Source organism: Pelagibius sp., assembly GCF_028289705.1.
Lineage (GTDB): Bacteria > Pseudomonadota > Alphaproteobacteria > Kiloniellales > Kiloniellaceae > Pelagibius.
Map to the genome: position 1 here is coordinate 1 of NZ_JANQOI010000063.1, position 23,223 is coordinate 23,223.

A 23,223-nucleotide genomic window follows, 5' to 3' on the forward strand; every position below is an offset into this window, starting at 1 on the left:
TCGTCGAAGAGCCCATTCGCGCGGACCGGCCGTTGCGGGACTGGGCCGCCGTCTCCCGGGCCTTTACGGCACCCACGGCGGCGGGCGAGAACATCTACGGCACCGCGGCCTTCGACGCCTTTCGCGACCTGGGCGGCCTGCGCATTCTGCAGCCCGACATCGCCAAGTGGGGCGGCCTCAGCGGCGCCCGCCAGGTCATGGAAACCGCAGGAGCGGCGAACGGCAAGAGCGCGGCGCTCTGGCCGCACTTCATGGGATCGGCGGTGGGGCAATGGGCGTCGCTCGTGGTTTCGGCGCTGGCCGGGCCGGAAAGCCGCTGCGAGTTCGACGTCAACGCCAACCCGCTGCGCAGCGAGCTGACGGCCGAACCCTTTGCCGTGCGCGACGGCAGGATCGCCTGGCCGGACCGGGCCGGGCTGGTCCCGGAGCCGGCCGGCGAAGCCCTGGGCAGGTTTCGCGCCGACCGAGGGGACTGATCCTTTGCATTGTTGTTTCTCACCTGGTCATTTGTTCAACTGTTCATTGGACTGAAGCATGATCGACAAGACACTCAAGAACGACGATCCCGCCAAGTCGCAGAACCTTCGCCAGCGCGCCTACGGCGCGTTCAGGAACGCCCTCTTCTCCGGCGCGATCAAGCCGGGCGAGTTTCTGTCCCAGCGCGAACTCTGCGAGAAGCTGGAGTCCCCCCTCGGGCCCATGCGCGAGGCGCTGAAGGCCCTGGAGGTCGAGGGGCTGGTGACCTTGATGGCCAAGCGGGGCATCCAGGTTGTGCTGATCGATGAGGCCCAACTGCGCGAAGCCTATCAGGCCCGCATGGTCATCGAGTGCGCCACCATCCGGCACTTCGCCGAGCGTGCGCCGGAAAGCCAGATCCAGCGCATCCAGGACATCACCCAGGCCTTCGTCGATCGTTTCAACAAGAGTGACCAGCAGGACCCCGAGCTGTTTCGCGAAAAGGCCCGGGTCGACTTCTGCCTGCACGACGAGATCATGGAGCTCTACGACAACCAGATCCTGCGGCGCGCCTTTCACCGGGCCACCGAGCACGTCCGGATCTTTCGCATGAACATCGGCAAGAGCCACGGCTTCTTCGAGCTGCCGGCCATGGACGAGCATCTGAGGATTCTGGAAGCGCTGCTGAAGCGTGACGGCGACGCCGCCGCCGAGGCCATGCGGGCCCATCTGACCGGCGCCCGCGACCGGGCGATCCTGAACTGAAGAAGGCGCGCGAGACGGGGCGCGCTCAGAACAGCGCGCGGCCGCCTTCGACCTTGATCACAGAACCCGTCGAGTAGGTGAAATCGGCCGCGGTGGAGACCACCGCCTCGGCCACCTCTGCCGGCGCGGCGATGCGCTTCATGGCATTCATCTGCGCCCGCTTCTGCTGCTCTTCCGGCGTCCACATCTTGATCATGTCCGTCGCCGTCAGGCCCGGGGCCACCGCCATCACCCGGACCTCCGGGCAGAACACCCGGGCCAGGGTCTGGGTCATGCTCTCGACCGCTAGCTTGGAGGCGCAATAGGCGACCGAACTGCCCATGCCGATGCTCGCCGCGACCGAAGAGATGTTGACGATAGCACCGCCGCCGGTCTCGTGGATGATCGGCCCCAGTGCCCGGCAGGCCCGAAACACCCCGAAAGTGTTGACTTCGAAGGTCTTCAGCATGATCTCGTCGGTCAGTTCGTCGAGCTTGTGGTGCGGGATCGCGGTGGTCCAGCCGGCGTTGTTGACCAGGTAGCTCAGGCGTCCCTCCCGGCCGCGCACACTGTCGGCCAGATCGGCGAGAGCGCCGGAATCCGAAACGTCGGCCTTGACCGCGCGGTGCCCCTCGCCGGGCAGCGACGCGACCACGGCATCGGCCTCCCCGGCACTGTCGCGATGGGTCACGATGACCTTCGCGCCCCGTTCGGCAAAGCGCAGGGCAACCGCGGCGCCGATGCCGCGGCTTGCCCCCGTCACCAGGGCGACCTCCCCCGCCAGGCTGCTCTTCTGTGTGTTCATTGCAACGTCCTCAATTCCATCCGATGTAGGCCGCGTGTTCGGTCGTGTAGACCTGCGATGCCGAGGCACCGACGGAATAGGGGCCGACACCCGAGTGCTTGATCCCGCCGAAGGGCATGTTGATGTCGGGCACCGAGCCGTGGTTGACATGCAGCATGCCGTTGCGGCTTTCGTTGAGGAAGCGCTGCACCAGCCGGTTGGAGTCCGAGAACAGGCAGGAGGTCAGTCCGAAGGGCGTGCCGTTGAGGATCTCCATGGCCTCGTCGAAATCGCGGTAGCGGATCACCGAGATCACCGGCCCGAAGATCTCCTCGCAGCCGCCGGTGGACTGGGGCGCCACCCCGTCGAGCACCGTCGGCTGATAGAAATAGCCGCCCTCGCAGTCCTCCGCCACGGCGGCCGCGCCGCCGGCAACGGCCTTCGCCCCCTCTTCGATGGCGCGGGCGGTCATCGCCTCGACGCTGCGCAGATGCGGCTCGTTGCACAGCGGCCCCATTGTGGTCTGCGGATGCATGCCGTCGCCCAGGCGCACTGCCTGCGTCCGTTCGGCCAGGCCCTCGACCACGGCATCGCCCAGTTCGTCCCGCACGAGCACCCGGCTGATCGCCGTGCAGCGCTGTCCCGCGGTCATCAGGGCCGCCCCGGTGATGGCGTCCAGACAGCCGTCCAGGTCGTCGCTGTCGTTGACCACCGCCGCGTTCTTGCCGCCGAGTTCGAGCTGCACTGGGATCAGGTTCGATGCGGCGGCGGCATAGACCTTGCGCCCGGTTTCCACCGACCCGGTGAAGCTCACCGCGTCCACGCCGTCCATGGCGATAAGCTCGCCGGCCTGGGCGCCGCCGCAGACGGCGATCTGGAACAGGTCGTTCGGGAACAGGGGCCGCGCGATCTCCGCCAGCAGAAAGGCCGCGGCCGGGGTGAACTGCGAGGGCTTCATGATCATCGCGTTGCCGAAGACCAGGGCCGGGCAGAGCTTGCGCAGCGGCGTCATCGCCGGGAAGTTCCAAGGGCAGATCGCCACCACCACGCCGCGCGGCCGGCGCAGGATGAGGTTGCGGACCTGCGGGCGCGCCGACCCGGCCGCCGATCCGCCGACCCGCGCCGCCTCGCCGCACATGAAGCGGCCCTCCGCCACGCCTTTCAGGGTTTCGGCCTTGGCTTCGGCCAGGATCTTGCCCTGCTCGGCCGTCACCGCCTCGGCAATCCGGTCGGCATGCTCCGTCACCGCGTCGAGGAAGCGGCCGACCACCAGGCCGCGCTCGACGTCGGGCACCCGCGCCCACTCGGCCTGGGCCGACCTGGCCCGCTCGACCAGCGCGGCGAGACCGCCGGGCGGCACCACGCCGTAGCGGCCGACCTCTTCGGAGGGCCGTGCCGGATTGAAGGTGCGCCAGACATCGTTGGACCCCTGGGCCACGAACTCATACTGCATACTTGCCAAGCCTCAGACCTCCCCGATTTGCCGATAAACTAACTTGTGCCTCCTTAGAGATGCAAGCTAATATCTCAGATAAGCGATCCAGACAGGCTTTCTGCGAAAGCGCGGAAAAGCGAGAGAACGAGCGGGAGGAGACCATGGACCAAAGGACAAACGACGCGGCGCTGGAGGCCTTGCGGGCCCTTGATACGCCGACGGTGTGCAACGCCCTCGAGCTGGTCTCGCCGGTCCACAGGCTTTCCGGCTACAACACCCGCCCGCTCCACTGCACCCGGCCCCATCTGCCGCCCATGGTGGGCTATGCGCGCACGGTCACCATCCGCTCGGAGATCAATCACCAACGCCCGCCCGAGGAGTTCCGCAGGGTCCTGCACGAGTACTACAGCTACATCGAGGCCGGGCCCCGCCCCTCGGTAATCGTCGTTCAAGACCTCGACGAGACGGTCGGCCAGGGCAGCTTCTGGGGCGAAGTCTTCACCAACGTTCACAAAGGCCTGGGCGCCATCGGCGCGGTCACCAATGGCTCGGTCCGCGACCTGGACGACAACGCCGAGGGGTTTCAGATCCTGGCCGGCATGGTGCTGCCCAGCCATGCCTGGGTTCACGTCACCGGCTGGGGCAGCGATGTGAAGATCCACGGCATGGCGGTCTCCCACGGCGACATCATCCATGCCGACAAGCACGGCGCCGTTGTCGTGCCCCACGACATCGCGGACAAGGTGGCGGAAGCCGCCGCCCTCATCTCACGGCGCGAGCGGGTGCTGATCACCGCCGCCCAGACCACCGGCTTCACCGCCGACAAGTTCCGCGAAGCCATGGAGACCGCGGCGAAGACCAGCTGAAAGCAGCGTCACGGGAGACCCTCACGCCGTCATGACTGCGGGGCTGTTACCTCGGGTGCCGCTATGACCGCGGGGCCGTCACGGAAGGTCGATCACTTCCACCCAGTTCGGCTGCGCGCCACAGGCGATCTCGAAGCGCCGGTCCAGGGCGCCGCTGTCGGGATCGATGGCATAGACCGCGACCTTGTTCTCGCCCATGCCGCCCAGCACCAGGAAGCGGCCGGCAGGATCGATGTCGAAGCCGCGCGGCGTCTTCTCGCAGGGAATCACCTTGCGGTCCGACAGACGGCCCGTGCGCGGATCGATGCGCCAGCCGGCAAGGGTGCTGGCCCGCCGCTCGCTGGCATAGAGAAAGCGCCCGTTCGGGGTGACGTGGATCTGGGCGGCCCACGGCTCGCCGGCGTCGAAGCCGTCGACCAGCGCGCTTTCCTGCTGCATCGCCTCAAGGGCTCCGGTGGCCGGGTCCAGGCGGTGGGCGACGAGGGAGCCGTCCAGTTCGTTCAGCAGATAGGCCCAGCGGCCGCCGGGATGAAAGGCGAAGTGACGCGGGCCCGAACCCTCGCCAAAGAACAGCTCCGGCGGCTGGTTGTCGGCAAAGCGCCCGGTTCGTTCGTCGAAACGCAGTTGCATCACCAGGTCCGCCCCCAGATTGGGCACATAGGCGAAGCGGTTGGAGAGATCGGTCATGATCTGATGCGCCTTGCGCGGGGTCGGGCGCAGGTCGGAGGGCATTTCCTGCGGCACGCCCCGCGGCCCCAGGGAGTGGGAGGCGATGACGCTGCCGGGAAAGGACGCGCCGAGCAGGAAACGCCCGGACCGCTCGACGAAGATGTGCGCCATGCGGGCCGGCGCCTTGACCGTTTCGATGTGGGTCAGTTCGCCGGTCGTCGCATCGATGCGAAAGGTGTCGTAGCGGGGGTCCTCCACGCCGTCCACCTCACCGATCACCGATGCGTAGAGAAAACGCCGGTCCGGGCTCGGCGCCAGCGGCAGGCCCTTGCCGGACAGCGGCACGCTCTGCACATGGCTGAGCTTCGCGTCGGCCGTGCCCCGGTAGACATCGATCTGCGCCCCGGCAAGGCAGGCGACATAGACAAAGTAGTCTCTTCCCACGGTCATTCCCCGACTCCTCTCACCCCTGAACGCGCAGCGCGCCGATGGCCCGGCCAACGGCTGGCGCAGCTCTTGAATCTGAGATATCAGAAAGTATTTCAGAGAGACTGTCAATCCGAATGCCGCAGTCGAAACCCACTGCCGGCGGCTTCCCGCGGGCTCGGCCGCGCCGCGACACGCGGCCGCGAAACCGGTCGGCTCCGGGAGACATTGGACCAATCCGCCCCGATAGGGGCAGAATATGGATACGCGAACATGACGGACTCAATGAAGAACGACTTGAGCACCCTCTTTACAGACCCGCCGGCCGGCCGCGGCGCGGGATCGCTCTGCGGGCTCGTTTGAGATGGCTGCCGAGACCCAGCCGGCTCCGGTGAAGGATGCCAAGGCGCGGCACGACGCGCCGCCGGAGCAGCTGAACAGCGACAGCGACGGCGGGCCGCTGACGCTGACCATGCGCCTGGTGCGGCAGATCCGCCGCCTGATCATCGAAGGCGAACCGATTCCGGGTCACAAGGTCCCGCAGCAAGACCTCTGCCGGCGGTTCGGCGTGTCCCGGACACCCCTGCGCGAGGCGCTGAAGTACCTCGCCTCCGAGGGCCTTCTGGTGGTGGTGCCCAACCGCGGTCTGCGGGTTGCCGAACTGACCCAGAGGGATGTCGACGAGGCGGTGGCGCTGCTCGGTGGGCTCGAGCGCATGGCGGTGCCCTATGTGATCCGCTCCATCACCGACGCCCAGATCGCCGAAATCGGCGAGGCTCATTACCGGATGGTCGGGCACTACGCGCGCGGCGAGATCAACGAGTACTTCCTTGCGGCAGAGCAGGTGCACGAACTGATCGTCGGCGCCGCGGGCAACCGTCTGCTTCTGGAGACCTACCGCAACCTGTTTCACCGCATCATGGTGATCCGCTATCGCAGCAACACCGACCCGGAGCGCTGGGCACAGGCGGTTGCCGAACACGAGCGCATTTTCGAGGCGCTCAAGGCGCGCGATGAGAAGGCCCTGGAGCAGGCGCTCACCGCCCACCGCGGCGGCGGCTGGCGGCACCTGAAGGACCATCCCGAACTGGTGCACAGCACCGACGTGGTCGACCTGCCGAACACCACCGAAAGCTAGAAAGCTTCCAGACCTGGCCGCGCCGGCTCAGGCTCCGCCGACTCGCCTCAGATTTGTATCCAATTGCGACCTTCGCCGCCGCACGGCGAGGAGAGTCGAGGTTTTCCTTGATTCTCGACACCGCCTGACGCATTCTTCCTGCAAAATTATGTATACATTTTGGAGGAAGCCTTGTGAAAGAGTCGTTCAAACGGCGCATCGGCGTCGACCTGGCCCGCCGCATCAAACTGGAAGACGGCATCGTCTGGGCCGGCGAGAACGACGTCCACTACCTCGACATCCAGATCGACCGGCCGCCCAACGCGCTGGAGACCTTCGACGAGGAGCGCTGCGAGAGAGTGAAGGCGCTCTGCCGGGAACACGACGTGCAGCTCGGCCTGCACACGCTGTCGGCGATGAACGTCGCCGAGATCTCGCCCTTCCTGCGGGAGGCCGCCGATCTCTATCTGCGCTGCTACATCGACGCCGCGGTCCAACTGAACGCCGGCTGGGTCGAGGTCCATGCGGGCTATCACTTCACCGCCGACTACGAGGAACGCAAGCTGGCCGGGCTGGAGCGCCTGCGCAGGACCTGCGCCTATGCCGAAGAGCGCGGGGTTACCCTCTACCTGGAAAACATGAACCGCGAGCCCCAGCATGCCGAGGTCAACTACCTCGGCCACACGCTGGATGAAACTATCTTCTATTTCAATAAGTTGGACTCGGAACGCCTGAAGTGGGCCTTCACCGTCAACCACGCCCATCTGGTGCCCGAGGGCATCGACGGCTTCATCAACGTCATGGGCTGTGAGCGGCTGGGCGTCGTGCGCCTGGCCGACAATCTGGGCGACCGTGAGCACCACATGTATCCCGGCACCGGCAATATCGACTTTGCGAACCTCTTCGGGCGCCTCGAATCGATGGGCTTCGACGGACACTACATGAGCGGCTACGGCACGCTCGAAGACATGGTCACGGGCCGCGAAATCTTGGTGGAAGAGGCGGCGAAAGGCGGGGTCCCGGTCGGGTGACCGCCGCCACACGCCATTCGTCTGGATCGGAATGTATACATTTGCGCTGCTCGATCAGCCCTTGCTGCAGATAAACAACGACAACCCTTGGGGAGGCAATCAATGAAGCGACGTTCCATCCTACGCGGTGCAGCCCTCGGCCTGTTGGTCCTGGCCGGCCCGATGGCCGGCGGTGCCGAGGTCATGGCGCAAGACAGTTTTCCGTCCAAAACCATCGAGATCGTCAATCTCTCCGGCGCCGGCGGCGGCTCCGACATCTTCCTGCGGATGGCGGCCCTGCGCGCACGCAAGTCCCTGAAGACCGACATTCAGGTTCTGCCCAAACCGGGCGGCCTGGGCGTCAATGCCATGAACTACGTCAACGGCAAGCCCCGCGACGGCTACACCGTGATGTCGCTCCTGCCGGGCCATCTCATTTCCATCGCCAACGGCAAGGCGCCCATCGGCTTCGACGAGCTGGTGCCGCTGGTCCGCGGCACCGACGATCCGCAACTGCTGATGGTCGCCGGCAACGGCTCCTTCACCGGCATCACCGATGTCATCGCCGAGGCCAAGCGGCGGCCGATTAAGATCGGCGGCACCCATGTCGGCGGGATCGACCACATCACCGCGGTGTCCTTCATCAAGAAGGTCGGGGCGCAGAACCCCATCTATATCCCCTTCAAGAGCGGCAGCGAGTTGGTCACCAATCTGATCGGCGGCAACATCGAGGTCGCGGTCCTCAACTTCGGCGAAGCCGAATCGCAGATCGAGTCGGGGGAGATCCAGGCCGCCGTGGTCCTGGCCAAAGACCGCATGTCGGTGCTGCCGGACACGCCCACCTCGCATGACGCGGGCTTTGACCTCAACATCTCCCTGGTGCGCGGCATGGCGGTTCTCAAGGGCACGCCCGAAGACCGCATCGCCGCCCTCGAAACCGCCTTTCTCAAATCGATGAACCACTCGGTCTACCAGAACTACCTCAGCGGGTCCGGTCTGGCCCCCAGCAGCATTGCCGACCGGCAGGCCTGGAGCGCTCAGATCAGCGACATGTATGTCAGTATTCAGGACACGCTGAAAGAACTGGGCATGGCGCAATAGTCCAGAGGACCGCCACCGGCCTGCATAGCGGGCCGGTGGGCGGGCCGGTGGGCGGGCCGGTGGACGCCCCGGCCGGTCCGCGGGCGCTTGAGGACTTCGACCGATGACCGATCGTGGGGAAGACGCCCCTGCATCCCCGCGGCGCCTGCCGCCGGATCTTGCCGACAGCCTCGTCATCCTGGCGATCTGCGCCGGGGGCTACCTGCTGACCTTGGAATTCGATCCGGTCCCCGAATTCATGCGCCAGGGACTGTCGCCGGAACGCTTCCCGCAGATCGTCATCGGGGTGATCGGCGCCTTTGCCCTGATGCTGGCCTTCGCCGGGCGCGCGGGCCAAGCGGAAAAAAGACCGCGGCTGCGGCTGCGTATCGCCACGACCCTGCTGCTGGTCGGCACCTATGTCGCGACGGCCGAAAGCCTGGGAATGTTCACCCTGATGCCGCTTTACTGCGCGCTCTTCCCCGTGCTCTGGGGCGAGCGGCACTGGCCGCTGATTGCCGCTTACGCGGGGCTGCTGCCGGTCTTGCTGTTCGCGCTCTTCGTCGTGCTGCTGGGCACACCGCTGCCCCTGGGCCTGCTGGAAGGATTGGGCGGTTGAGCCGGCAGCGACTCAAGGGACCGGCCTGATGGACGCGGCACTGACGGGCATCGCCTTTGTGCTTTCGGCGGAGATGCTGCTGCTGATTTTCCTGGCGACGATCGCCGGGGTGCTCGTCGGCGCCCTGCCGGGCCTCGGCTCGATCATGATGATCGTGCTGCTGCTGCCCTACATCATCGTCATGGAACCCACCGCCGGCATCGTGCTGACGGCGGTCATCTACTGCGCGGCGACCTTCGGCGGTTCGATCACCTCGATCCTGATCAACACCCCCGGCACGCCGGCCGCCGCCGCCACGACTTTCGAGGGCTACCCCATGGCGCAGCGGGGCGAAGCCGGCCGGGCCCTGGGGATGGCCGCCTTCTCCTCCAGCGTCGGCGGCATCTTCTCGGTGCTGGTGCTGATCGTCGCGGCGCCCCTGCTGGCCCGCGTGGCCTATCACTTCGGCCCGCCCGAATACTTCGCCCTCGCGCTCTTCGGCCTTTCGATGCTGGCCTCCCTCGGCAACACCTCCACCCTGAAGAACTACATCGGCGGCGCCTTCGGCATCCTGCTGTCGACGGTGGGGGTCGACTTCGCAACCGGGGTCGAGCGCTTCACCTTTGGCTCGCCGGCGCTGGCCGAGGGCATTCACTTCATTCCCCTGATGATCGGCCTCTTCGCCGGCAGCGAGTTGCTCATGCAGGCCGCCGCCTCGGATGCGGTGCCCAGGCTCGTCTCGAAGGTCGCGGTCCGCCTGCCGTCGCTGGCCGATCTCCGCAAGGTGAGAGGGACCATCGCCCGCTCCAGCCTGCTGGGCACCTTCGTCGGAATCCTGCCCGCCGAGGGCGGCACCGTCGCCGCCCTGATGGCCTACAACGAAGCCAAGCGCTGGTCGAAGACGCCCGAAGCCTTCGGCAAGGGCGCCATCGAGGGCATCGCCGCGCCGGAATCCGCCAACAACGCGGCGACGGGCGGTGCCATGGTCCCGACCCTGGCCCTCGGAATTCCCGGCTCGGCGACCACCGCCGTCATCCTCGGCGCCATGATCATGCTGGGCGTGCGCCCGGGGCCGGCCCTCTTCCAGCAGCAGCCGGACTTCCTCTACGCCATCTTCGGCGGGATGCTGCTGGCCAACCTGGTGTTCCTCTTCGTCGGGCTGTACGGCGCCAAGCTCTTCGCCCACATCTCCCTGGTCCCCAAACAGTTCCTCTGGGGCACGGTCTTCCTGCTCGCCTTCATCGGCACCTATGCAATCAACAACTCGCTCTTCGACGTCTGGATGATGGTCGCCTTCAGCGTCGTCGGCTTCGTGATGCGTCGGCGCGGCTACTCGGCGGCGCCGGTCGTGATGGGTCTGATCCTCGGCGAGCTCGTGGAGATCTCGCTGACCCAGTCGATGCTCATGTTCCAGCAGGACGTATCGGGATTCTTCACGAGGCCCATTGCGCTGCTGTTCTTCGCCCTGGCGCTCCTGGGCGTGGCATACCCCTACATCAAGTCAGCCTTGCAGCGCCGCCGGTGACCCGGCCGGCGGACCTTGCACGGCGGAAGCACGCCGGATCTCAGTTCCCGTCCATCATGGCGGTCTGAAGGTCCGGGGCCCAGTAGGCGATCACGGCCTCGATGTGGCGGCGCAGGATCTCCGCGGCGTCTTCGGCCCTTCCGACCGCGATGGCTTCGAATATCGCACGGTGCTGATCGCGGCTCGGCCCGCGCAGATCGTCGTTGGCGGCGATCCCCTCCTCGCGGCTCTCATTGCCGAAGGTAAAGCGGTGCATGTGCAGACAGCAGCGCGTGAGGATCGGCTCCAGGGCGCACATGCCCGAGGCCCGGAAGATCTCCAGGTGGAAGGCGCGGTCGAGATCGCTCTTGGCATAGGCGTCCAGCCGGTCTTCCGCAGCCTCCAACTCTTCCGCCAGCTTGGCGATCTCGTCGAGCTTGGCGGGAGTCATGGCCGGTGTCGCGATGCGGACGCCCGCGGTTTCGATGTCGATGCGGATCTGCGCCATCTTGGCGGCCTCCGGGGCCGAGGTGTCGGAGACCACGGTTCCCTGGTAGCCGCGGCGGGCCACCAGACCGTCCTGCTCCAGGCGCATCAGGGCCTCGCGCACCGGCCCCTGGCTGCAGCCCACGGCGGCGGCGATCTGTTGCTCGATCAGGGTGTCTCCGGCCTTGAAGCCGCGCAGCAGGATGGCGCGCTTCACCAGGTGATAGACCGCGTTGCCCTTGCGCTCCCTGCTGAGCGCCCAGGCGGTGTCATTCAGGATCTCGGCAATTTCAGGCATCGGTTGACAGGCGCTGTCGGCTGCTTACAATTATTAATATCAATAATGATAATACGAACGGATCGGTGAAACAAGTAGCGGACGGGGTCGGGCACAGGCCGCCAAGCCGGCGGGTTCTGCCGATGCACTCGGGCACCGGCGCGGCGCGCGCGGGGATCCTTGGGCCGGTGCCGGCAGCATGACGGCACTTCTCGAGATCAAGGATCTCGTCGTCGAGTTCGCGACGGAGAGCGGGAGTCTGCGCGCCGCCAACGCCGTTTCCTACGACGTCAGCCCCGGCGAAATCGTCGCCGTGGTCGGCGAGTCCGGCAGCGGCAAATCGGTCACCGCGCTTTCCGTGCTGCGGCTCATTCCCGAGCCTCCCGGCCGCATTGCCGGGGGTGAGATCCTGTTCCAAGGCAGCGATCTGCTGGCGCTGGACGACGAAGCCATCCGCCGGGTCCGCGGCAAGAGCATCGGCATGATCTTCCAGGAGCCCATGACCTCGCTCAATCCGGTGCTCTCCATCGGCCGCCAGATGACCGAGGCCATGCGCCTGCATCTCGGCCTCTCAGCGGCGCAGGCGGACCAGCGCGCGGTCGACCTTCTGAAGATGGTCGGCATCGCCGACCCGGAAAGCCGCCTGAAGGCCTACCCGCACCACCTGAGCGGCGGCATGCGCCAGAGGGTGATGATCGCCATGGCGCTGAGCTGCGAGCCGCCGCTGATCATCGCCGACGAGCCGACCACCGCCCTGGACGTCACCATCCAGGCCCAGATCCTGGAACTGATGAAGGATCTGTGCCGGCGGCTCGGTGTCGCCCTGGTGATCATCACCCACAACCTCGGCATCGTCGCCCGCTACGCCGACCGGGTGAACGTGATGTACGCCGGCTCCGTGATAGAACGCGGCCCCGCGCAGGAGATCTACCGGCACCCCGGCCACCCCTACACCGTCGGCCTGCTGAACTCCGTGCCGCGGCTCGACCGGCCGCGCGGCTCTCCTCTGGAGCCGATTCCCGGCAATCCGCCCGATCTGGTCTCCCTGCCGCCCGGCTGTCCTTTCCAGCCGCGCTGCGGCGTCGCCACGGCAGGCTGCGCCGACGCGCTTCCGGGATTGGAGGCGGTGGCCGCGCAGCACTGGAGCGCCTGCTTCAGGTCGCGGCAGGTCTACGAAGGGGCGCTCACGTGATGACGGCCGATCCGCACCATCCCGCCCCCCTGCTGGAACTGCGCGACCTGCGCAAGCACTTCCCGGTGCGGCGCGGCGCGCTGATCCAGCGCACCGTCGGGCAGGTCAGGGCGGTGGACGGCGTCAGCCTGACCCTCAGCCGGGGCGAGACCCTGGGTCTGGTCGGTGAGTCAGGCTGCGGCAAGTCGACCATCAGCCGCTGTATCCTGAAGCTCGAAGATCCCACATCCGGCGCCGTGCTGTTCGACGGTTCCGACATCGCGACCTTCGACAAGCCGCAGACCGCCGCCTTCCGGCGCCGCGTGCAGGCGATTTTCCAGGACCCCTTCTCGTCTTTGAACCCACGGATGAAGGTGGAGGAGATCGTCGGCGAGCCCCTGATCGTCCATGGCGTCGAAAGCGACCGCAGCGCCGTTGCCGCGCGGGTGCGCCAACTGCTCGATGTCTGCGGCCTCTCGGCGCGCCTCATCGACCGCTATCCGCACGAGATGAGCGGCGGCCAGCGCCAGCGCGTCGGCATTGCCCGCGCCCTGGCCCTGCGGCCCGACCTGATCATCTGCGACGAAGCGGTCTCGGCACTGGACGTGTCCATCCAGGCCCAGATCATCCGCCTGCTGGAGGACCTGAGAGACGAGTTCGATCTGACCTATCTCTTCATCGGCCACGACCTCAGCGTGGTCCGCCACATCTGCCACCGGGTTGCCGTGATGTATCTCGGCAAGCTGGTCGAACTTAGCGACAGTGACCGGCTGTTCGACGCGCCGCAACATCCCTACACCCAGGCGCTGCTCTCGGCGGTGCCGGTGCCCGATCCCGAGATCGAACAGCGACGACAGCACCAGATTCTGCCCGGGGAAGTGCCGAGCCCGTCCAATCCGCCCAGCGGTTGCGTCTTTCATCCGCGCTGCCCCCTGGCGGACGAGGACTGCCAAAGGACCGTTCCGGATCTGGATGTGGTCGGGCCGGACCACCGGGCCGCCTGTATCAAGATCGACCGGCCGGTCCTCGAACCGGCATGACGAGACGCGCCGCCACCCAACCAGGAAAACCCGTTCAACGACAAACAGGGACGACAGACAGGAGGACCAGACAATGATGAAGCGCAAACCCTTGACCGTACGGCAAAAGGCGAAGATCGAGGCCGACCTCGCGGATGCCTATGACTTCGACCCCCGCGATCCCATGTTCGGCCTCAGCGCCGCGGAGATGTCGGGACCGAAGCTCAAGCGCCGGACGGTGCTGCGGCTGATGGCGGCCTCCGGCACCCTGACTGCCGCCCATTTGATGACCGGCCTGGGATCGGTGGGAACGGCCAGAGCCGACGGCCATGCCGGCGGAACGCTGACCTGCGGCTGGTCCGGCGTCGGCGAGATCCAGACCCTCGACCCGGCGCAGATCAACCAGGTCCTGCAGTTCCAGATCTCCTCCAACGTGTTGAGCGGCCTGATGCACATCAACGCCGACCTGGTCGCGGAAGGCGATCTGGCGGAGAGCTGGACCGTCTCCGACGACGGCACGGAGTACACCTTCAAACTCCACGAGGGCGTCAAGTTCCATAACGGCGACACCATGGACGCCGACGACGTACTCTTCACCTACAACCGCTCCAAGGACCCGGACCAGTCGATCCATGCGCGGGTGCTGAACAACGTGGCCAGCCTGGAGAAGGTGGACGCCTATACGGTGCGCTTCAAACTGAAGAAGGCCCAGGCTTCTTTCCTCACCAAGGCGCTGGAACGCTCCAGCGGGCGTGCCATGACCATCGTCAGCCGCGGCGCGCTCAATTCCATGTCGCCCTCGGACTACGGCCTGAAGCCGGTTGGAACCGGGCCATTCCGCGTCACCTTCCACGAACTGGGCCAGGGCGTGGTTCTGGAGCGTTTCGACGGCTACTACGATCCGGAGCGCCCGAAGCTCGACAAGGTGATCATCAAGCCGATTTCCGCCGCCGAGCCCCTGGCCGCGGCCATGGAGGCCGGCGACATCCAGCTCATCGGCGGCAATCCCATCGCCCCGGAACTGATCGACCGCTTCCTCGCCAATCCCGATCTGGTGGTGGACGAGAAGCCCGGGCCTGGTTTCCAGTCGCTCTGGATGAACCCCTGGCACGAGCACATGAAGGTGACCGACTTCAACAAGCCGCTGGACGAACTGATGAAGGAGAAAGGCTTCAAGGTCCGCCTCGCCATCGCCAAGGCCCTGGACCGGAACCGCTACCTGAAGCAGGCCCAGTTCGGACGCGGCACCGCGGCCTACGGCACCATCAACCCGGCCATGGGCTACTACTATGACGAGGCCCTGGCCGAGACCAGCGCCCAGAGCTTCGATGTCAAGGAGGCCCAACGCCTGCTGGCCGAGGCCGGCTATCCCAACGGCGAGGGCTTGCCGACCCTGAAGCTGATCACCACGCCGTCCGGGCGGCGGGAGTCCCAGGTGGTCGCTTCCATTCTGAAGCGCAACCTCAACATCGACATCGAGCTGCTGACCAAGGAGTTCTCCGTCGGTATCGAGGACTTCGACACCATGAACTGGGATCTGCGCCGCGCCGGCAGCGGCGGCGACTACGATCCCGACGACGGTCTCGTCGACTGGATGCAGAGCAGCTCCAAGTTCAACGGCCGCAAACGCGACGAGAGCAAGTACCCCTTCGGCTATTTCTCCGATACCGAGGCCGACGCCCTGATCGACGAGCAGAGCGCGACCGCCGACATCGAGAAACGGCGCGAGCTGGTGCAGAAGGCCAACAAGATCACCTCCGACAAAGTGGCCTGCGCCTTCCTGTTCCATCCCTCCAACATCCTGGTTCACCACAAGTCGGTGAACTATCCGGCCATCAGCCGCATTCCCGGACTGGTGGACCTCGACCGCGTAACCCTCTCCTGACGGGGCGGGCGGTGGCGGGTGGCTCCATCGGGAGTCACCCGCCTCTAGCAAACGAGTAAGCGACTATGTGGGGTTATCTCCTCCGGCGGGGTATCGGCGCGCTGATCGTCATGTGGGCGGTGGCGACGCTGGTCTTCTTCATGCTGCGGATCGTTCCCGGCGACCCCTTCGCGGCGATGCTGGCCGATGCCGGCGACATGGAGGCGGTGGAGGCGCTGCGGCGCAAGTTCGGCCTCGACCAGCCGATGTATGTGCAGTACGTGAAGTGGTTCTGGAACGCCCTGCAGGGCGATTTCGGCACCTCGATCTACGGTGCCCGGGTGCCGGTGCAGCAGCTCCTGATCGAGGCCCTGCCCCGCACCCTCTCCATCGCTGGGCTCTCCTTCGTCATCGCCCTGATCATCGCGGTACCGGCGGGGCTGATCGCCGCCACCCGCCGCAACACCGCCTGGGACCACGGCGTCACCTTCTTTGCCTTCCTCGGCCTTTCCATGCCGGACTTCTGGCTGGCCATCCTGCTGATCGTGTTCCTGGCGGTGAACATTTCCTGGCTGCCGGCCATCGGCTACGAGCCGCTCTCGGCGGGCTTCTGGCCCTGGCTCTCCCACCTCATTCTGCCGGCCATCGCCGTGGGAACTGGGTTTTCGGCCATCATCGCCCGCATGATCCGATCGTCGATGCTGGAGGTCCTGAAGACCGACTACATGCGGGTTGCCCGGGCCAAGGGCCTGGCCAACTCGACCCTGATCTTCTACCACGCCCTGCCCAACGCGCTGATCCCCGTCGTCACGGTAATCGGCATCGCCTTTGCGCTTTTGATGTCCGGCGCTGTCGTGGTGGAGAACGTCTTCTCCATCAAGGGGCTGGGGCGCCTGCTGATCCAGGGCATCCTCAACCGCGACTATCCCGTGGTCCAGGGGGCGATCCTGGTGGTCTCGGCCATCTTCGTGTTCAGCAACCTTCTGGTCGACATGCTCTATTCGGTGATCGACCCGCGCATCCGGTACGACTCATGACCCCGGATGCCGCCCTCGCCCCGGCCGAGCTCGTCGCCCGCCGCCCCTCCGGCTGGTCGCGCTTTGCAACCCTGATCCTGGCCGACAAGAAGGCGCTGGTTGGGCTGATCGTGCTCAGCGTGTTGACTTTCGCGGCGGTCTTCGGGCCGCTCCTCTCGCCCTACGATCCCAACGACATGGCCTTCGACATGATCCTGGGGCCATCCTGGGCGCATCCGCTGGGCACCGACGACCTGGGCCGCGACCTGCTGAGCCGGCTGATCGTCGGCACCCAGGTCTCGCTCTTCGTCGGCGTCAGCACCGTCACCATCGCCTTGGCCGTGGGGGTGACGCTCGGCGTCCTGGCCGGCTATTTCGGCGGCTGGGTCGACCATGTGGTGATGCGCTACATCGACCTGCAGTGGGCCTTCCCGAACTTCATCATCGCCGTCTATCTGGTGGCCGTGCTGGGCACCGGGCTGGTGAACGTGATCGTCGCCATCTCGCTCGCCTTCGTCGACGACTTCGCGCGCATCGCCCGCGGCATGGTGCTCTCCATCAAGCAAGAGCAGTATATCGCCGCGGCGCGCACCGTCGGCGCCTCCAACTTCCGCATCATGTGGCGCCACATCCTGCCCAACGCGACGGCGCCGATCATCGTGCAGGCCACGGTGAGCGTGTCCTATGCCATCCTGGGCGAAGCCAGCCTCTCTTTCCTCGGCCTGGGGGTCGAGGCCTCGACCCCCACCTGGGGCCTGATCCTCGCCGAATCCCGCAGCTTCATCTCGCGGGCCTGGTGGCTCGGCATCTTCCCCGGCCTGGCCATCATGCTGACAGTCCTCTCCATCAACTTCCTGGGCGACGCGCTGCGCGACTTCCTCGACGTGCGCGAAAGCCGCAGCCTCTAGGGTCCGTGCCGATGACCGCAACGATCCAGGAGGTAACCGAAAGCAGCATCGCCGAGATGCGTGGCATGATCGACGGCGGCGAGCTTAGTGCGCGTGAGCTGGCCGAACAGCACCTGGACCGTATCGAGCGGCTGGACGAGCGCGTCAACGCGGTCATCGAGATCAATCCCGATGCCCTGGAGAGCGCGGACACCGCGGACCGGGACCTGGCGGCAGGCCGCAAAGCCGGCCCGCTGCACGGCATTCCGGTCATGATCAAGGACAACATCAACACCGCCGACCGCATGACCACCACCGCCGGCTCCCTTGCCTTGCTGGGCGCCCGGCCGGACCGCGACGCCGCCGTCGCCGCGCGCCTGCGGGCCGCGGGGGCGGTCATTCTCGGCAAGACCAATCTCAGCGAGTGGGCGAACTTCCGCTCCGCGCGGTCCTCCAGCGGCTGGAGCAGCCGTGGCGGTCAGACCCGCAATCCCTATGCCCTCGACCGCTCCCCCGGCGGCTCCAGTTCGGGTTCCGGCGTCGCGGTCGCCGCCGGTTTCTGTGCCGCCGCCATCGGCACCGAAACCGACGGCTCCATCGTCAGTCCCGCCTCCATGAACAGCATCGTCGGCATCAAGCCGACCGTCGGGCTGGTCAGCCGCAGCGGGATCATTCCCATCTCCCACAGCCAGGACACCGCCGGGCCCATGGCCCGCAGCGTCGCCGATGCGGCGCTGGTGCTCAGCGCACTTGCCGGCAGCGACCCGGAGGACCCGGCGACCCACGACGCCGACCGCCGGCGCGCGGCAGACTACACGGCCTTTCTCGACAAGGGCGGGTTGCGGGGCGCGCGCATCGGCTGCCTGACCGGACTGGCCGAGACCCACGAAGGCATCGCCGCGATCCTGGAAGCCAACCTGACGGCACTGCGCGAGGCCGGCGCCGAAGTTGTCCACCGGATCGCCCTCCCGCCGGCAGAGGACGTCCGGCCGGCGGAAATGCTGGTGATGACGACGGAGTTCAAGGCCGGTATGAACCGCTACCTGGCGGCGTTCGGGCCGGACACCGGGCCTGACAGTCTCGAGGCCCTGATGGCCTTCAACGAATGCCACCGCGACCGCATAATGCCCTACTACCCGCAGGATCTTTTCGAGCGGGCGCAGGCGACTAAGGGCCTCGACGATCCCGCCTACCAGGAGGCCCGCCGGACCTGTCTTCGTCTGGTCCGCGACGAGGGCCTCGACAAGGTGATGGCCGAGCAGCGGCTCGACGCGCTTGTCGTGCCGACGACCTGTGCGCCCTGGCTGATCGACTGGGTGAACGGCGACAACCGCTCCGGCAGCAGCGCCTATCTGGCCGCCGTCTCCGGCTATCCCAGCATCACCGTCCCCGCGGGATACTACTTCGGCCTGCCGATCGGCCTCTCTTTCATCGCCGGTGCCTACCAGGAAGGTGCCCTGATCCGCTTCGCCTATGCCTTTGAGCAGGCGACGCAGGTCCGCGTTCCGCCGCGCTTTGCCGCAAGCGCAGCGCTTTAGAGGACACAGGAATTGACATGAGGAGATTGTCTTGACCGCCTTCACCACCCGCCCGGAGATCATCGGCACCTTCGGGGTCGTTACCTCGACCCATTGGCTCGCCTCGGCCGTCGGCATGTCGGTGCTGGAAGGCGGCGGCAATGCCTTCGACGCCGCCGTTGCCGCCGGCTTCACCCTGCAGGTGGTGGAACCGCACCTCAACGGGCCCGCCGGCGAGGTGCCGATCATCCTCCATTGCGCGCGCGAAGACTCCGTCCAGGTGATCTGCGGCCAGGGCGTCGCCCCGGCGGCCGCCACCATCGAAGCCTTCCGCGATCTCGACCTCGACATGGTGCCGGGAACCGGCCTTCTGGCCTGTACCGTGCCCGGCGCCTTCGATGCCTGGATGCTGATGCTGCGCGACTACGGCACCATGGAGTTGGGCGACCTGCTGGCACCGGCCATCGCCTACGCTGAGCAGGGCTACCCCGTGCTCCCCAACGTCAGCGCGGCCATCGACAACGTGCAGGAGGTCTTCGAGACCGACTGGCCCACCTCCGCGGCGCTCTATCTGGCAAACGGTGTGCCCGAGGCCGGCAGCCTGTTCCGCAATCCGGTGATGGCGCAGACCTACCGCCGCATCGTCAAGGAAGCGGAAGCCGGCGGGCGCAGCCGCGAGGATCGCATCGAGGCGGCGCGCTGGGCCTGGTCCCGCGGCTTCGTGGCGGAGGCCATCGACGGCTTCTGCCGCGAGACCGAGGTGATGGACGTCTGCGGCGGCCCCCACCCCGCCCTCCTGACCGGCGACGACCTGGCCAACTGGTCGGCGACCAAGGAACCGCCGCTCTGCGGCGACTACCGCGACTACACCCTCTGCAAGACCGGTCCCTGGGGCCAGGGACCGGTGGCGCTGCAGAGCCTCGCCCTGCTGAAGGGCTTCGACCTGGACGACCTCTCCCCGGAGCATCCGGATTTCGTCCACCTGGTGGTCGAGTGCCACAAGCTGGCCTTCGCCGACCGGGAAGCGTTCTACGGCGACCCCGCCTTCGCCGCGGTACCCATCGAGACCCTGATCTCTGCGTCCTACGCGAATGAGCGCCGCGCCCTGGTCGGCGAGGAAGCCTCTTTCGAGTTGCGCCCCGGCACGATCCCCGGCTTCGGGGCCGAGCCCATCGTGCGCATCGCCAGCGAGGAAAGCGCCGCCGGCCTCGGGCAGGGCGGCGGCGAGCCCACCATGGCGAAGCTGCCGGAAAGGGAGGCGGAGGTGGCCGACACGGCCCTGGGCGACACCTGCCACCTGGACGTCATCGACCGCTGGGGCAACATGGTCTCCGCCACCCCCAGCGGCGGCTGGCTGCAAAGCTCCCCGGCAATCCCGGAGCTCGGCTTCTGCCTCAACACCCGCGCGCAGATGTTCTGGCTCGACGAACGCATGCCCTCCTCCCTGGAGCCCGGCAAGCGCCCGCGCACCACCCTCTCGCCCTCATTCGCCCTGCGCGACGGGCGCCCCTACATGGCCTTCGGCACCCCCGGCGGCGACCAGCAGGACCAGTGGTCGCTGCAGGTCTTCCTGCGTCACGTCCACTTCGGCCTGAATCTGCAGGAGGCCATCGACGCGCCGGAGTTCAACAGCCTGCACTTCCCCAGCTCCTTCCACCCGCGCGAATGCGAACCGGGCAAGGTGAAGCTGGAGGGGCGCTTCCCCGAGGCGACGCAGGAGGAACTGCGCCGCCGCGGGCATGATCTTCAGGTCGAGGAAGACTGGAGCCTCGGCCGCGTCACCGCCGCAGCCAAGGACGGCGACGTGTTGAAGGCCGCCGCCAACCCGCGCTTCATGCAGGGCTACGCCGCCGGCCGGTAGTCGCACCTCGGACCACGGCCGTCCGGTTTAGCGTTTTGATCGCTCGCGCAGAGGGTCGAGTTTTCAAGTTCTGGAAGCAGTGGCATCAGTTTGGAACATAAAATCGAAGGCTCATCGGCGAACGGCTTGCGGCTGAGGGGTTGTCACCCCCACCCCAACCCTCCCCCATCGAAGGGGGAGGGGGAACCTATTGAAGCGGCACCAAAAAATCCCCTCCCCCCTTGATGGGGGGAGGTCGGGAGGGGGGTGAACTGCACGGTTGTATCCGACCGGCAAACGGCCGGATCAGCAGTCGAGGCTGTTCTGGCGTTCCCAGTCCGAGAGGTGGCGCATGTAGGCGGTCCACTCGTCGTTCTTGAGGGCGACGAAGCCGTCGACGAACTCGTCACCCAGCGACTGGCGCATCACCGCGCTGCCGTCCAGCAGGCGCAGGGCATCGAGCAGGTTCAGCGGCAGCTTCGTCAGGTCGGCCACCGTATGGCCGTCGGTGTACATGTTGATGTCCAGGCGCTCGCCGGGCGGATGCTTGTGGGCGATGCCGTCGAGGCCGGCGCCGAGCAACGCGGCGGGCAGCAAATAGGGATTGGCAGCCCCGTCGGCCAGGCGCACCTCGAAGCGGCCGGCATCGGGAATGCGGATCATATGGGTGCGGTTGTTGCCGCCGTAGCTGACGGCGTTGGGCGCCCAGGTGGCGCCGGACTGGGTGGGCGGCGCGTTCAGCCGCTTGTAGGAGTTCACCGCCGGATTGAGCAGGGCGCACATGGCCGGCGCATGGGTGACCATCCCGCCGAGGAAATCGTAGGCGAGGCCGGAGAGGCCGAGTTCCCCGGCATCGTCGTGGAACAGGTTCTGCGTGCCCTCGCTGTCCCAGATCGAGACGTGGGCGTGGCAGCCGTTGCCGGTGAGGTCGGCGAAGGGCTTGGGCATGAAGGTCGCCCGCAGGCCGTGCTTCTCGGCAAGGCTCTTGACCATGTATTTGAAAAAGCCCTGGCGGTCCGCGGTGACCAGGGCGTCGGCATAGTCCCAGTTCATCTCGAACTGGCCGTTGGCGTCCTCGTGGTCGTTCTGGTAGGGCCCCCAGCCGAGCTCCAGCATGCAGTCGCAGATCTCGGAGATCAGGTCGTAGCGGCGCATCAGCGCCTGCTGGTCGTAGCAGGGCTTGGACTGGGTATCCCGCGCATCGGCGATGGCGCTGCCGTCGGGCTGAATCAGGAAGTACTCGCACTCCACACCGGTCTTCAGGCGGTAGCCCGCGGCCTCACCGGCGGCCAGCACCCGCTTCAGCACGTTGCGCGGCGCGTGGGCCACCTCCTTGCCGTCCATCCAGAGGTCGGCGGCCAGCCAGCCCACCTCCGGCTTCCAGGGCAACTGGATGAGACTCGCCGGATCGGGGATCGCGAACATGTCGGAGTCCGCCGGGGTCATGCGCAGCCAGGCCGCGAAGCCGGCAAAGCCGGCGCCGTCGCCGGCCATGGGGCCGATGGCCGCGGCGGGCACCAGCTTCGCCCGCATGACCCCGAAGAGGTCGGCAAAAGAGATCAGGAAGTACTTGATGCCCTTTTCGCGGGCGGCCTCGCTGAGATCGGTCATCGGTTCATTTCCCCCCGGTGGTGGCGCGGCCGGGAACCCAGTCCGTGCCGGCAAGCGGAACCCCGGCCATGGCGGCGGCCTCCACCGTCAGCGCGACCAGATCCTCCGGTTCCAGATTGTGCACATGGGACTTGCCGCAGGCCCGCGCAATGGTCTGGGCCTCCATGGTCAGCACGTTGAGATAGTTGGCCAGCCGACGTCCGCCGAGCTCGGGGTCGAGCCGCGCTGCCAGAGCCTCGTCCTGGGTGGTGATCCCGGCGGGGTCGTTGCCCGCCTGATAATCGTCGTAGAATCCGGCCGCCGAACCCAGCCTGCGATAGTCGGCCTCGTGCTTCGGGTCGTTGCAGCCCAGCGCGATCAGCGCCCCGGTCCCGATGGCCACCGCGTCGGCCCCCATGGCCAGCGCCTTGGCCACGTCGGCGCCGCTTCTGATGCCGCCGGAGACAATGAGCTGGACCTTGCGGTGCATGCCCAGTTCCTGCAGCGCCTGCACCGCCAGGCGCACCGCCGGCAGGGTGGGAATGCCGACATGCTCGATGAAGACCTCCTGGGTCGCCGCGGTGCCGCCCTGCATGCCATCCAGCACCACCACGTCGGCGCCGGCCTTCACCGCCAGCATGGTATCGTAGTAGGGCCGGCTGGCGCCGACCTTCACGTAGATCGGCTTCTCCCAGTCGACGATCTCCCGCAGCTCCAGGATCTTGATTTCCAGATCGTCCGGGCCGGTCCAGTCGGGATGGCGGCAGGCGCTGCGCTGGTCGATGCCCGGCGGCAGGTCGCGCATATCGGCGACCCGGTCGGTGATCTTCTGGCCCAGCAGCATGCCGCCGCCACCGGGCTTGGCGC

Annotated in this window: 21 protein-coding genes; 15 read left to right on the plus strand and 6 right to left on the minus strand. The window is 66.9% G+C overall.

Translation table 11 applies throughout. From position 1 onward, the window contains the following. Both Q0996_RS07560 and Q0996_RS07565 read left to right on the plus strand, forming a co-directional pair. A partial coding sequence (locus Q0996_RS07560) for an enolase C-terminal domain-like protein (protein ID WP_299617292.1) occupies positions 1 to 476 on the plus strand: 476 nt, incomplete at its 5' end. 58 nt (positions 477 to 534) lie between these two features. Further along, on the plus strand, positions 535 to 1,221 hold the full coding sequence (locus tag Q0996_RS07565; RefSeq protein ID WP_299617294.1) for a GntR family transcriptional regulator: 687 nt from the start codon (positions 535 to 537) through the stop codon (positions 1,219 to 1,221). Between the two features lie 25 nt (positions 1,222 to 1,246). On the opposite strand, the gene Q0996_RS07570 is transcribed toward Q0996_RS07565, so the two are convergent. Together Q0996_RS07570 and Q0996_RS07575 are read right to left on the minus strand one after the other, a co-directional pair. Further along, complete coding sequence (locus Q0996_RS07570) at positions 1,247 to 2,005, minus strand: SDR family NAD(P)-dependent oxidoreductase (protein WP_299617296.1); 759 nt, start codon at positions 2,003 to 2,005, stop codon at positions 1,247 to 1,249. Positions 2,006 to 2,015: 10 nt separating this feature from the next. Then, complete coding sequence (locus Q0996_RS07575) at positions 2,016 to 3,437, minus strand: aldehyde dehydrogenase (RefSeq protein ID WP_299617332.1); 1,422 nt, start codon at positions 3,435 to 3,437, stop codon at positions 2,016 to 2,018. A gap of 143 nt (positions 3,438 to 3,580) precedes the next feature. On the opposite strand from Q0996_RS07575, the gene Q0996_RS07580 reads away from it, so the two are divergent. Further along, entirely contained in the window at positions 3,581 to 4,285 is a 705-nt protein-coding gene (locus tag Q0996_RS07580; RefSeq protein ID WP_299617298.1) for an RraA family protein, read from the plus strand. Positions 4,286 to 4,363: 78 nt separating this feature from the next. Here Q0996_RS07580 and Q0996_RS07585 read toward each other — a convergent pair whose 3' ends face one another. Then, a complete protein-coding gene (locus tag Q0996_RS07585) occupies positions 4,364 to 5,404 on the minus strand; it encodes a beta-propeller fold lactonase family protein (protein WP_299617300.1) in 1,041 nt (346 codons plus the stop codon). A gap of 340 nt (positions 5,405 to 5,744) precedes the next feature. Here Q0996_RS07585 and Q0996_RS07590 point away from each other — a divergent pair, with 340 nt between their 5' ends. The 5 genes from Q0996_RS07590 to Q0996_RS07610 all read left to right on the plus strand — a co-directional run bounded on the left by Q0996_RS07590 (position 5,745) and on the right by Q0996_RS07610 (position 10,710). Continuing rightward, positions 5,745 to 6,518 carry a GntR family transcriptional regulator gene (locus Q0996_RS07590; RefSeq protein ID WP_299617302.1) on the plus strand — a complete coding sequence of 258 codons (774 nt, stop codon included), beginning with the start codon at positions 5,745 to 5,747 and terminating at the stop codon, positions 6,516 to 6,518. A gap of 173 nt (positions 6,519 to 6,691) precedes the next feature. Then, entirely contained in the window at positions 6,692 to 7,528 is an 837-nt protein-coding gene (locus Q0996_RS07595; protein ID WP_299617304.1) for a sugar phosphate isomerase/epimerase family protein, read from the plus strand. Positions 7,529 to 7,630: 102 nt separating this feature from the next. Continuing rightward, on the plus strand, positions 7,631 to 8,608 hold the full coding sequence (locus Q0996_RS07600) for a tripartite tricarboxylate transporter substrate binding protein (RefSeq protein WP_299617306.1): 978 nt from the start codon (positions 7,631 to 7,633) through the stop codon (positions 8,606 to 8,608). Positions 8,609 to 8,711: 103 nt separating this feature from the next. Continuing rightward, positions 8,712 to 9,206: a tripartite tricarboxylate transporter TctB family protein gene (locus Q0996_RS07605; protein WP_299617308.1), complete on the plus strand. Its 495-nt coding sequence runs from the start codon at positions 8,712 to 8,714 to the stop codon at positions 9,204 to 9,206. A 28-nt stretch (positions 9,207 to 9,234) separates the two neighbouring features. Next, a complete protein-coding gene (locus Q0996_RS07610) occupies positions 9,235 to 10,710 on the plus strand; it encodes a tripartite tricarboxylate transporter permease (protein ID WP_299617310.1) in 1,476 nt (491 codons plus the stop codon). Positions 10,711 to 10,750: 40 nt separating this feature from the next. Here the strand turns inward: Q0996_RS07610 and Q0996_RS07615 are convergent, their stop codons facing one another. Next, complete coding sequence (locus tag Q0996_RS07615; RefSeq protein ID WP_299617312.1) at positions 10,751 to 11,473, minus strand: GntR family transcriptional regulator; 723 nt, start codon at positions 11,471 to 11,473, stop codon at positions 10,751 to 10,753. Between the two features lie 178 nt (positions 11,474 to 11,651). Here Q0996_RS07615 and Q0996_RS07620 point away from each other — a divergent pair, with 178 nt between their 5' ends. The 7 genes from Q0996_RS07620 to Q0996_RS07650 all read left to right on the plus strand — a co-directional run bounded on the left by Q0996_RS07620 (position 11,652) and on the right by Q0996_RS07650 (position 20,787). After that, positions 11,652 to 12,644: an ABC transporter ATP-binding protein gene (locus Q0996_RS07620; RefSeq protein ID WP_299617314.1), complete on the plus strand. Its 993-nt coding sequence runs from the start codon at positions 11,652 to 11,654 to the stop codon at positions 12,642 to 12,644. After that, positions 12,644 to 13,663 carry an ABC transporter ATP-binding protein gene (locus Q0996_RS07625; protein ID WP_299617316.1) on the plus strand — a complete coding sequence of 340 codons (1,020 nt, stop codon included), beginning with the start codon at positions 12,644 to 12,646 and terminating at the stop codon, positions 13,661 to 13,663. Before Q0996_RS07620 ends, Q0996_RS07625 begins: the two co-directional genes overlap by 1 nt. A 73-nt stretch (positions 13,664 to 13,736) precedes the next feature. After that, a complete protein-coding gene (locus Q0996_RS07630) occupies positions 13,737 to 15,527 on the plus strand; it encodes an ABC transporter substrate-binding protein (RefSeq protein ID WP_299617318.1) in 1,791 nt (596 codons plus the stop codon). A 65-nt stretch (positions 15,528 to 15,592) separates the two neighbouring features. Further along, the gene (locus tag Q0996_RS07635) at positions 15,593 to 16,543 is read left to right on the plus strand and encodes an ABC transporter permease (RefSeq protein WP_299617320.1); all 951 of its coding nucleotides are present in this window, start codon (positions 15,593 to 15,595) and stop codon (positions 16,541 to 16,543) included. Then, entirely contained in the window at positions 16,540 to 17,430 is an 891-nt protein-coding gene (locus tag Q0996_RS07640) for an ABC transporter permease (RefSeq protein ID WP_299617322.1), read from the plus strand. The genes Q0996_RS07635 and Q0996_RS07640 overlap by 4 nt, the downstream gene beginning before the upstream one ends. An 11-nt stretch (positions 17,431 to 17,441) precedes the next feature. Further along, entirely contained in the window at positions 17,442 to 18,947 is a 1,506-nt protein-coding gene (locus Q0996_RS07645; RefSeq protein WP_299617324.1) for an amidase, read from the plus strand. A 31-nt stretch (positions 18,948 to 18,978) separates the two neighbouring features. Further along, positions 18,979 to 20,787: a gamma-glutamyltransferase family protein gene (locus Q0996_RS07650; RefSeq protein ID WP_299617326.1), complete on the plus strand. Its 1,809-nt coding sequence runs from the start codon at positions 18,979 to 18,981 to the stop codon at positions 20,785 to 20,787. A gap of 285 nt (positions 20,788 to 21,072) precedes the next feature. Here Q0996_RS07650 and glnT read toward each other — a convergent pair whose 3' ends face one another. Continuing rightward, a complete protein-coding gene (gene glnT / locus Q0996_RS07655; RefSeq protein ID WP_299617328.1) occupies positions 21,073 to 22,377 on the minus strand; it encodes a type III glutamate--ammonia ligase in 1,305 nt (434 codons plus the stop codon). 4 nt (positions 22,378 to 22,381) lie between these two features. Then, a partial coding sequence (locus tag Q0996_RS07660) for an FMN-binding glutamate synthase family protein (protein WP_299617330.1) occupies positions 22,382 to 23,223 on the minus strand: 842 nt, incomplete at its 5' end.

Bases quoted from the DNA above. Each gene is read 5' to 3' on its own strand.
- Q0996_RS07605 (WP_299617308.1), top strand. From the start codon at position 8,712: ATGACCGATCGTGGGGAAGACGCCCCTGCATCCCCGCGGCGCCTGCCG.
- Q0996_RS07645 (WP_299617324.1), top strand. From the start codon at position 17,442: ATGACCGCAACGATCCAGGAGGTAACCGAAAGCAGCATCGCCGAGATG.
- glnT (WP_299617328.1), bottom strand. From the start codon at position 22,377: ATGACCGATCTCAGCGAGGCCGCCCGCGAAAAGGGCATCAAGTACTTC.
- Q0996_RS07630 (WP_299617318.1), top strand. From the start codon at position 13,737: ATGATGAAGCGCAAACCCTTGACCGTACGGCAAAAGGCGAAGATCGAG.
- Q0996_RS07565 (WP_299617294.1), top strand. From the start codon at position 535: ATGATCGACAAGACACTCAAGAACGACGATCCCGCCAAGTCGCAGAAC.
- Q0996_RS07570 (WP_299617296.1), bottom strand. From the start codon at position 2,005: ATGAACACACAGAAGAGCAGCCTGGCGGGGGAGGTCGCCCTGGTGACG.
- Q0996_RS07625 (WP_299617316.1), top strand. From the start codon at position 12,644: ATGACGGCCGATCCGCACCATCCCGCCCCCCTGCTGGAACTGCGCGAC.
- Q0996_RS07575 (WP_299617332.1), bottom strand. From the start codon at position 3,437: ATGCAGTATGAGTTCGTGGCCCAGGGGTCCAACGATGTCTGGCGCACC.
- Q0996_RS07600 (WP_299617306.1), top strand. From the start codon at position 7,631: ATGAAGCGACGTTCCATCCTACGCGGTGCAGCCCTCGGCCTGTTGGTC.
- Q0996_RS07635 (WP_299617320.1), top strand. From the start codon at position 15,593: ATGTGGGGTTATCTCCTCCGGCGGGGTATCGGCGCGCTGATCGTCATG.
- Q0996_RS07610 (WP_299617310.1), top strand. From the start codon at position 9,235: ATGGACGCGGCACTGACGGGCATCGCCTTTGTGCTTTCGGCGGAGATG.
- Q0996_RS07580 (WP_299617298.1), top strand. From the start codon at position 3,581: ATGGACCAAAGGACAAACGACGCGGCGCTGGAGGCCTTGCGGGCCCTT.
- Q0996_RS07615 (WP_299617312.1), bottom strand. From the start codon at position 11,473: ATGCCTGAAATTGCCGAGATCCTGAATGACACCGCCTGGGCGCTCAGC.
- Q0996_RS07590 (WP_299617302.1), top strand. From the start codon at position 5,745: ATGGCTGCCGAGACCCAGCCGGCTCCGGTGAAGGATGCCAAGGCGCGG.
- Q0996_RS07585 (WP_299617300.1), bottom strand. From the start codon at position 5,404: ATGACCGTGGGAAGAGACTACTTTGTCTATGTCGCCTGCCTTGCCGGG.
- Q0996_RS07640 (WP_299617322.1), top strand. From the start codon at position 16,540: ATGACCCCGGATGCCGCCCTCGCCCCGGCCGAGCTCGTCGCCCGCCGC.
- Q0996_RS07620 (WP_299617314.1), top strand. From the start codon at position 11,652: ATGACGGCACTTCTCGAGATCAAGGATCTCGTCGTCGAGTTCGCGACG.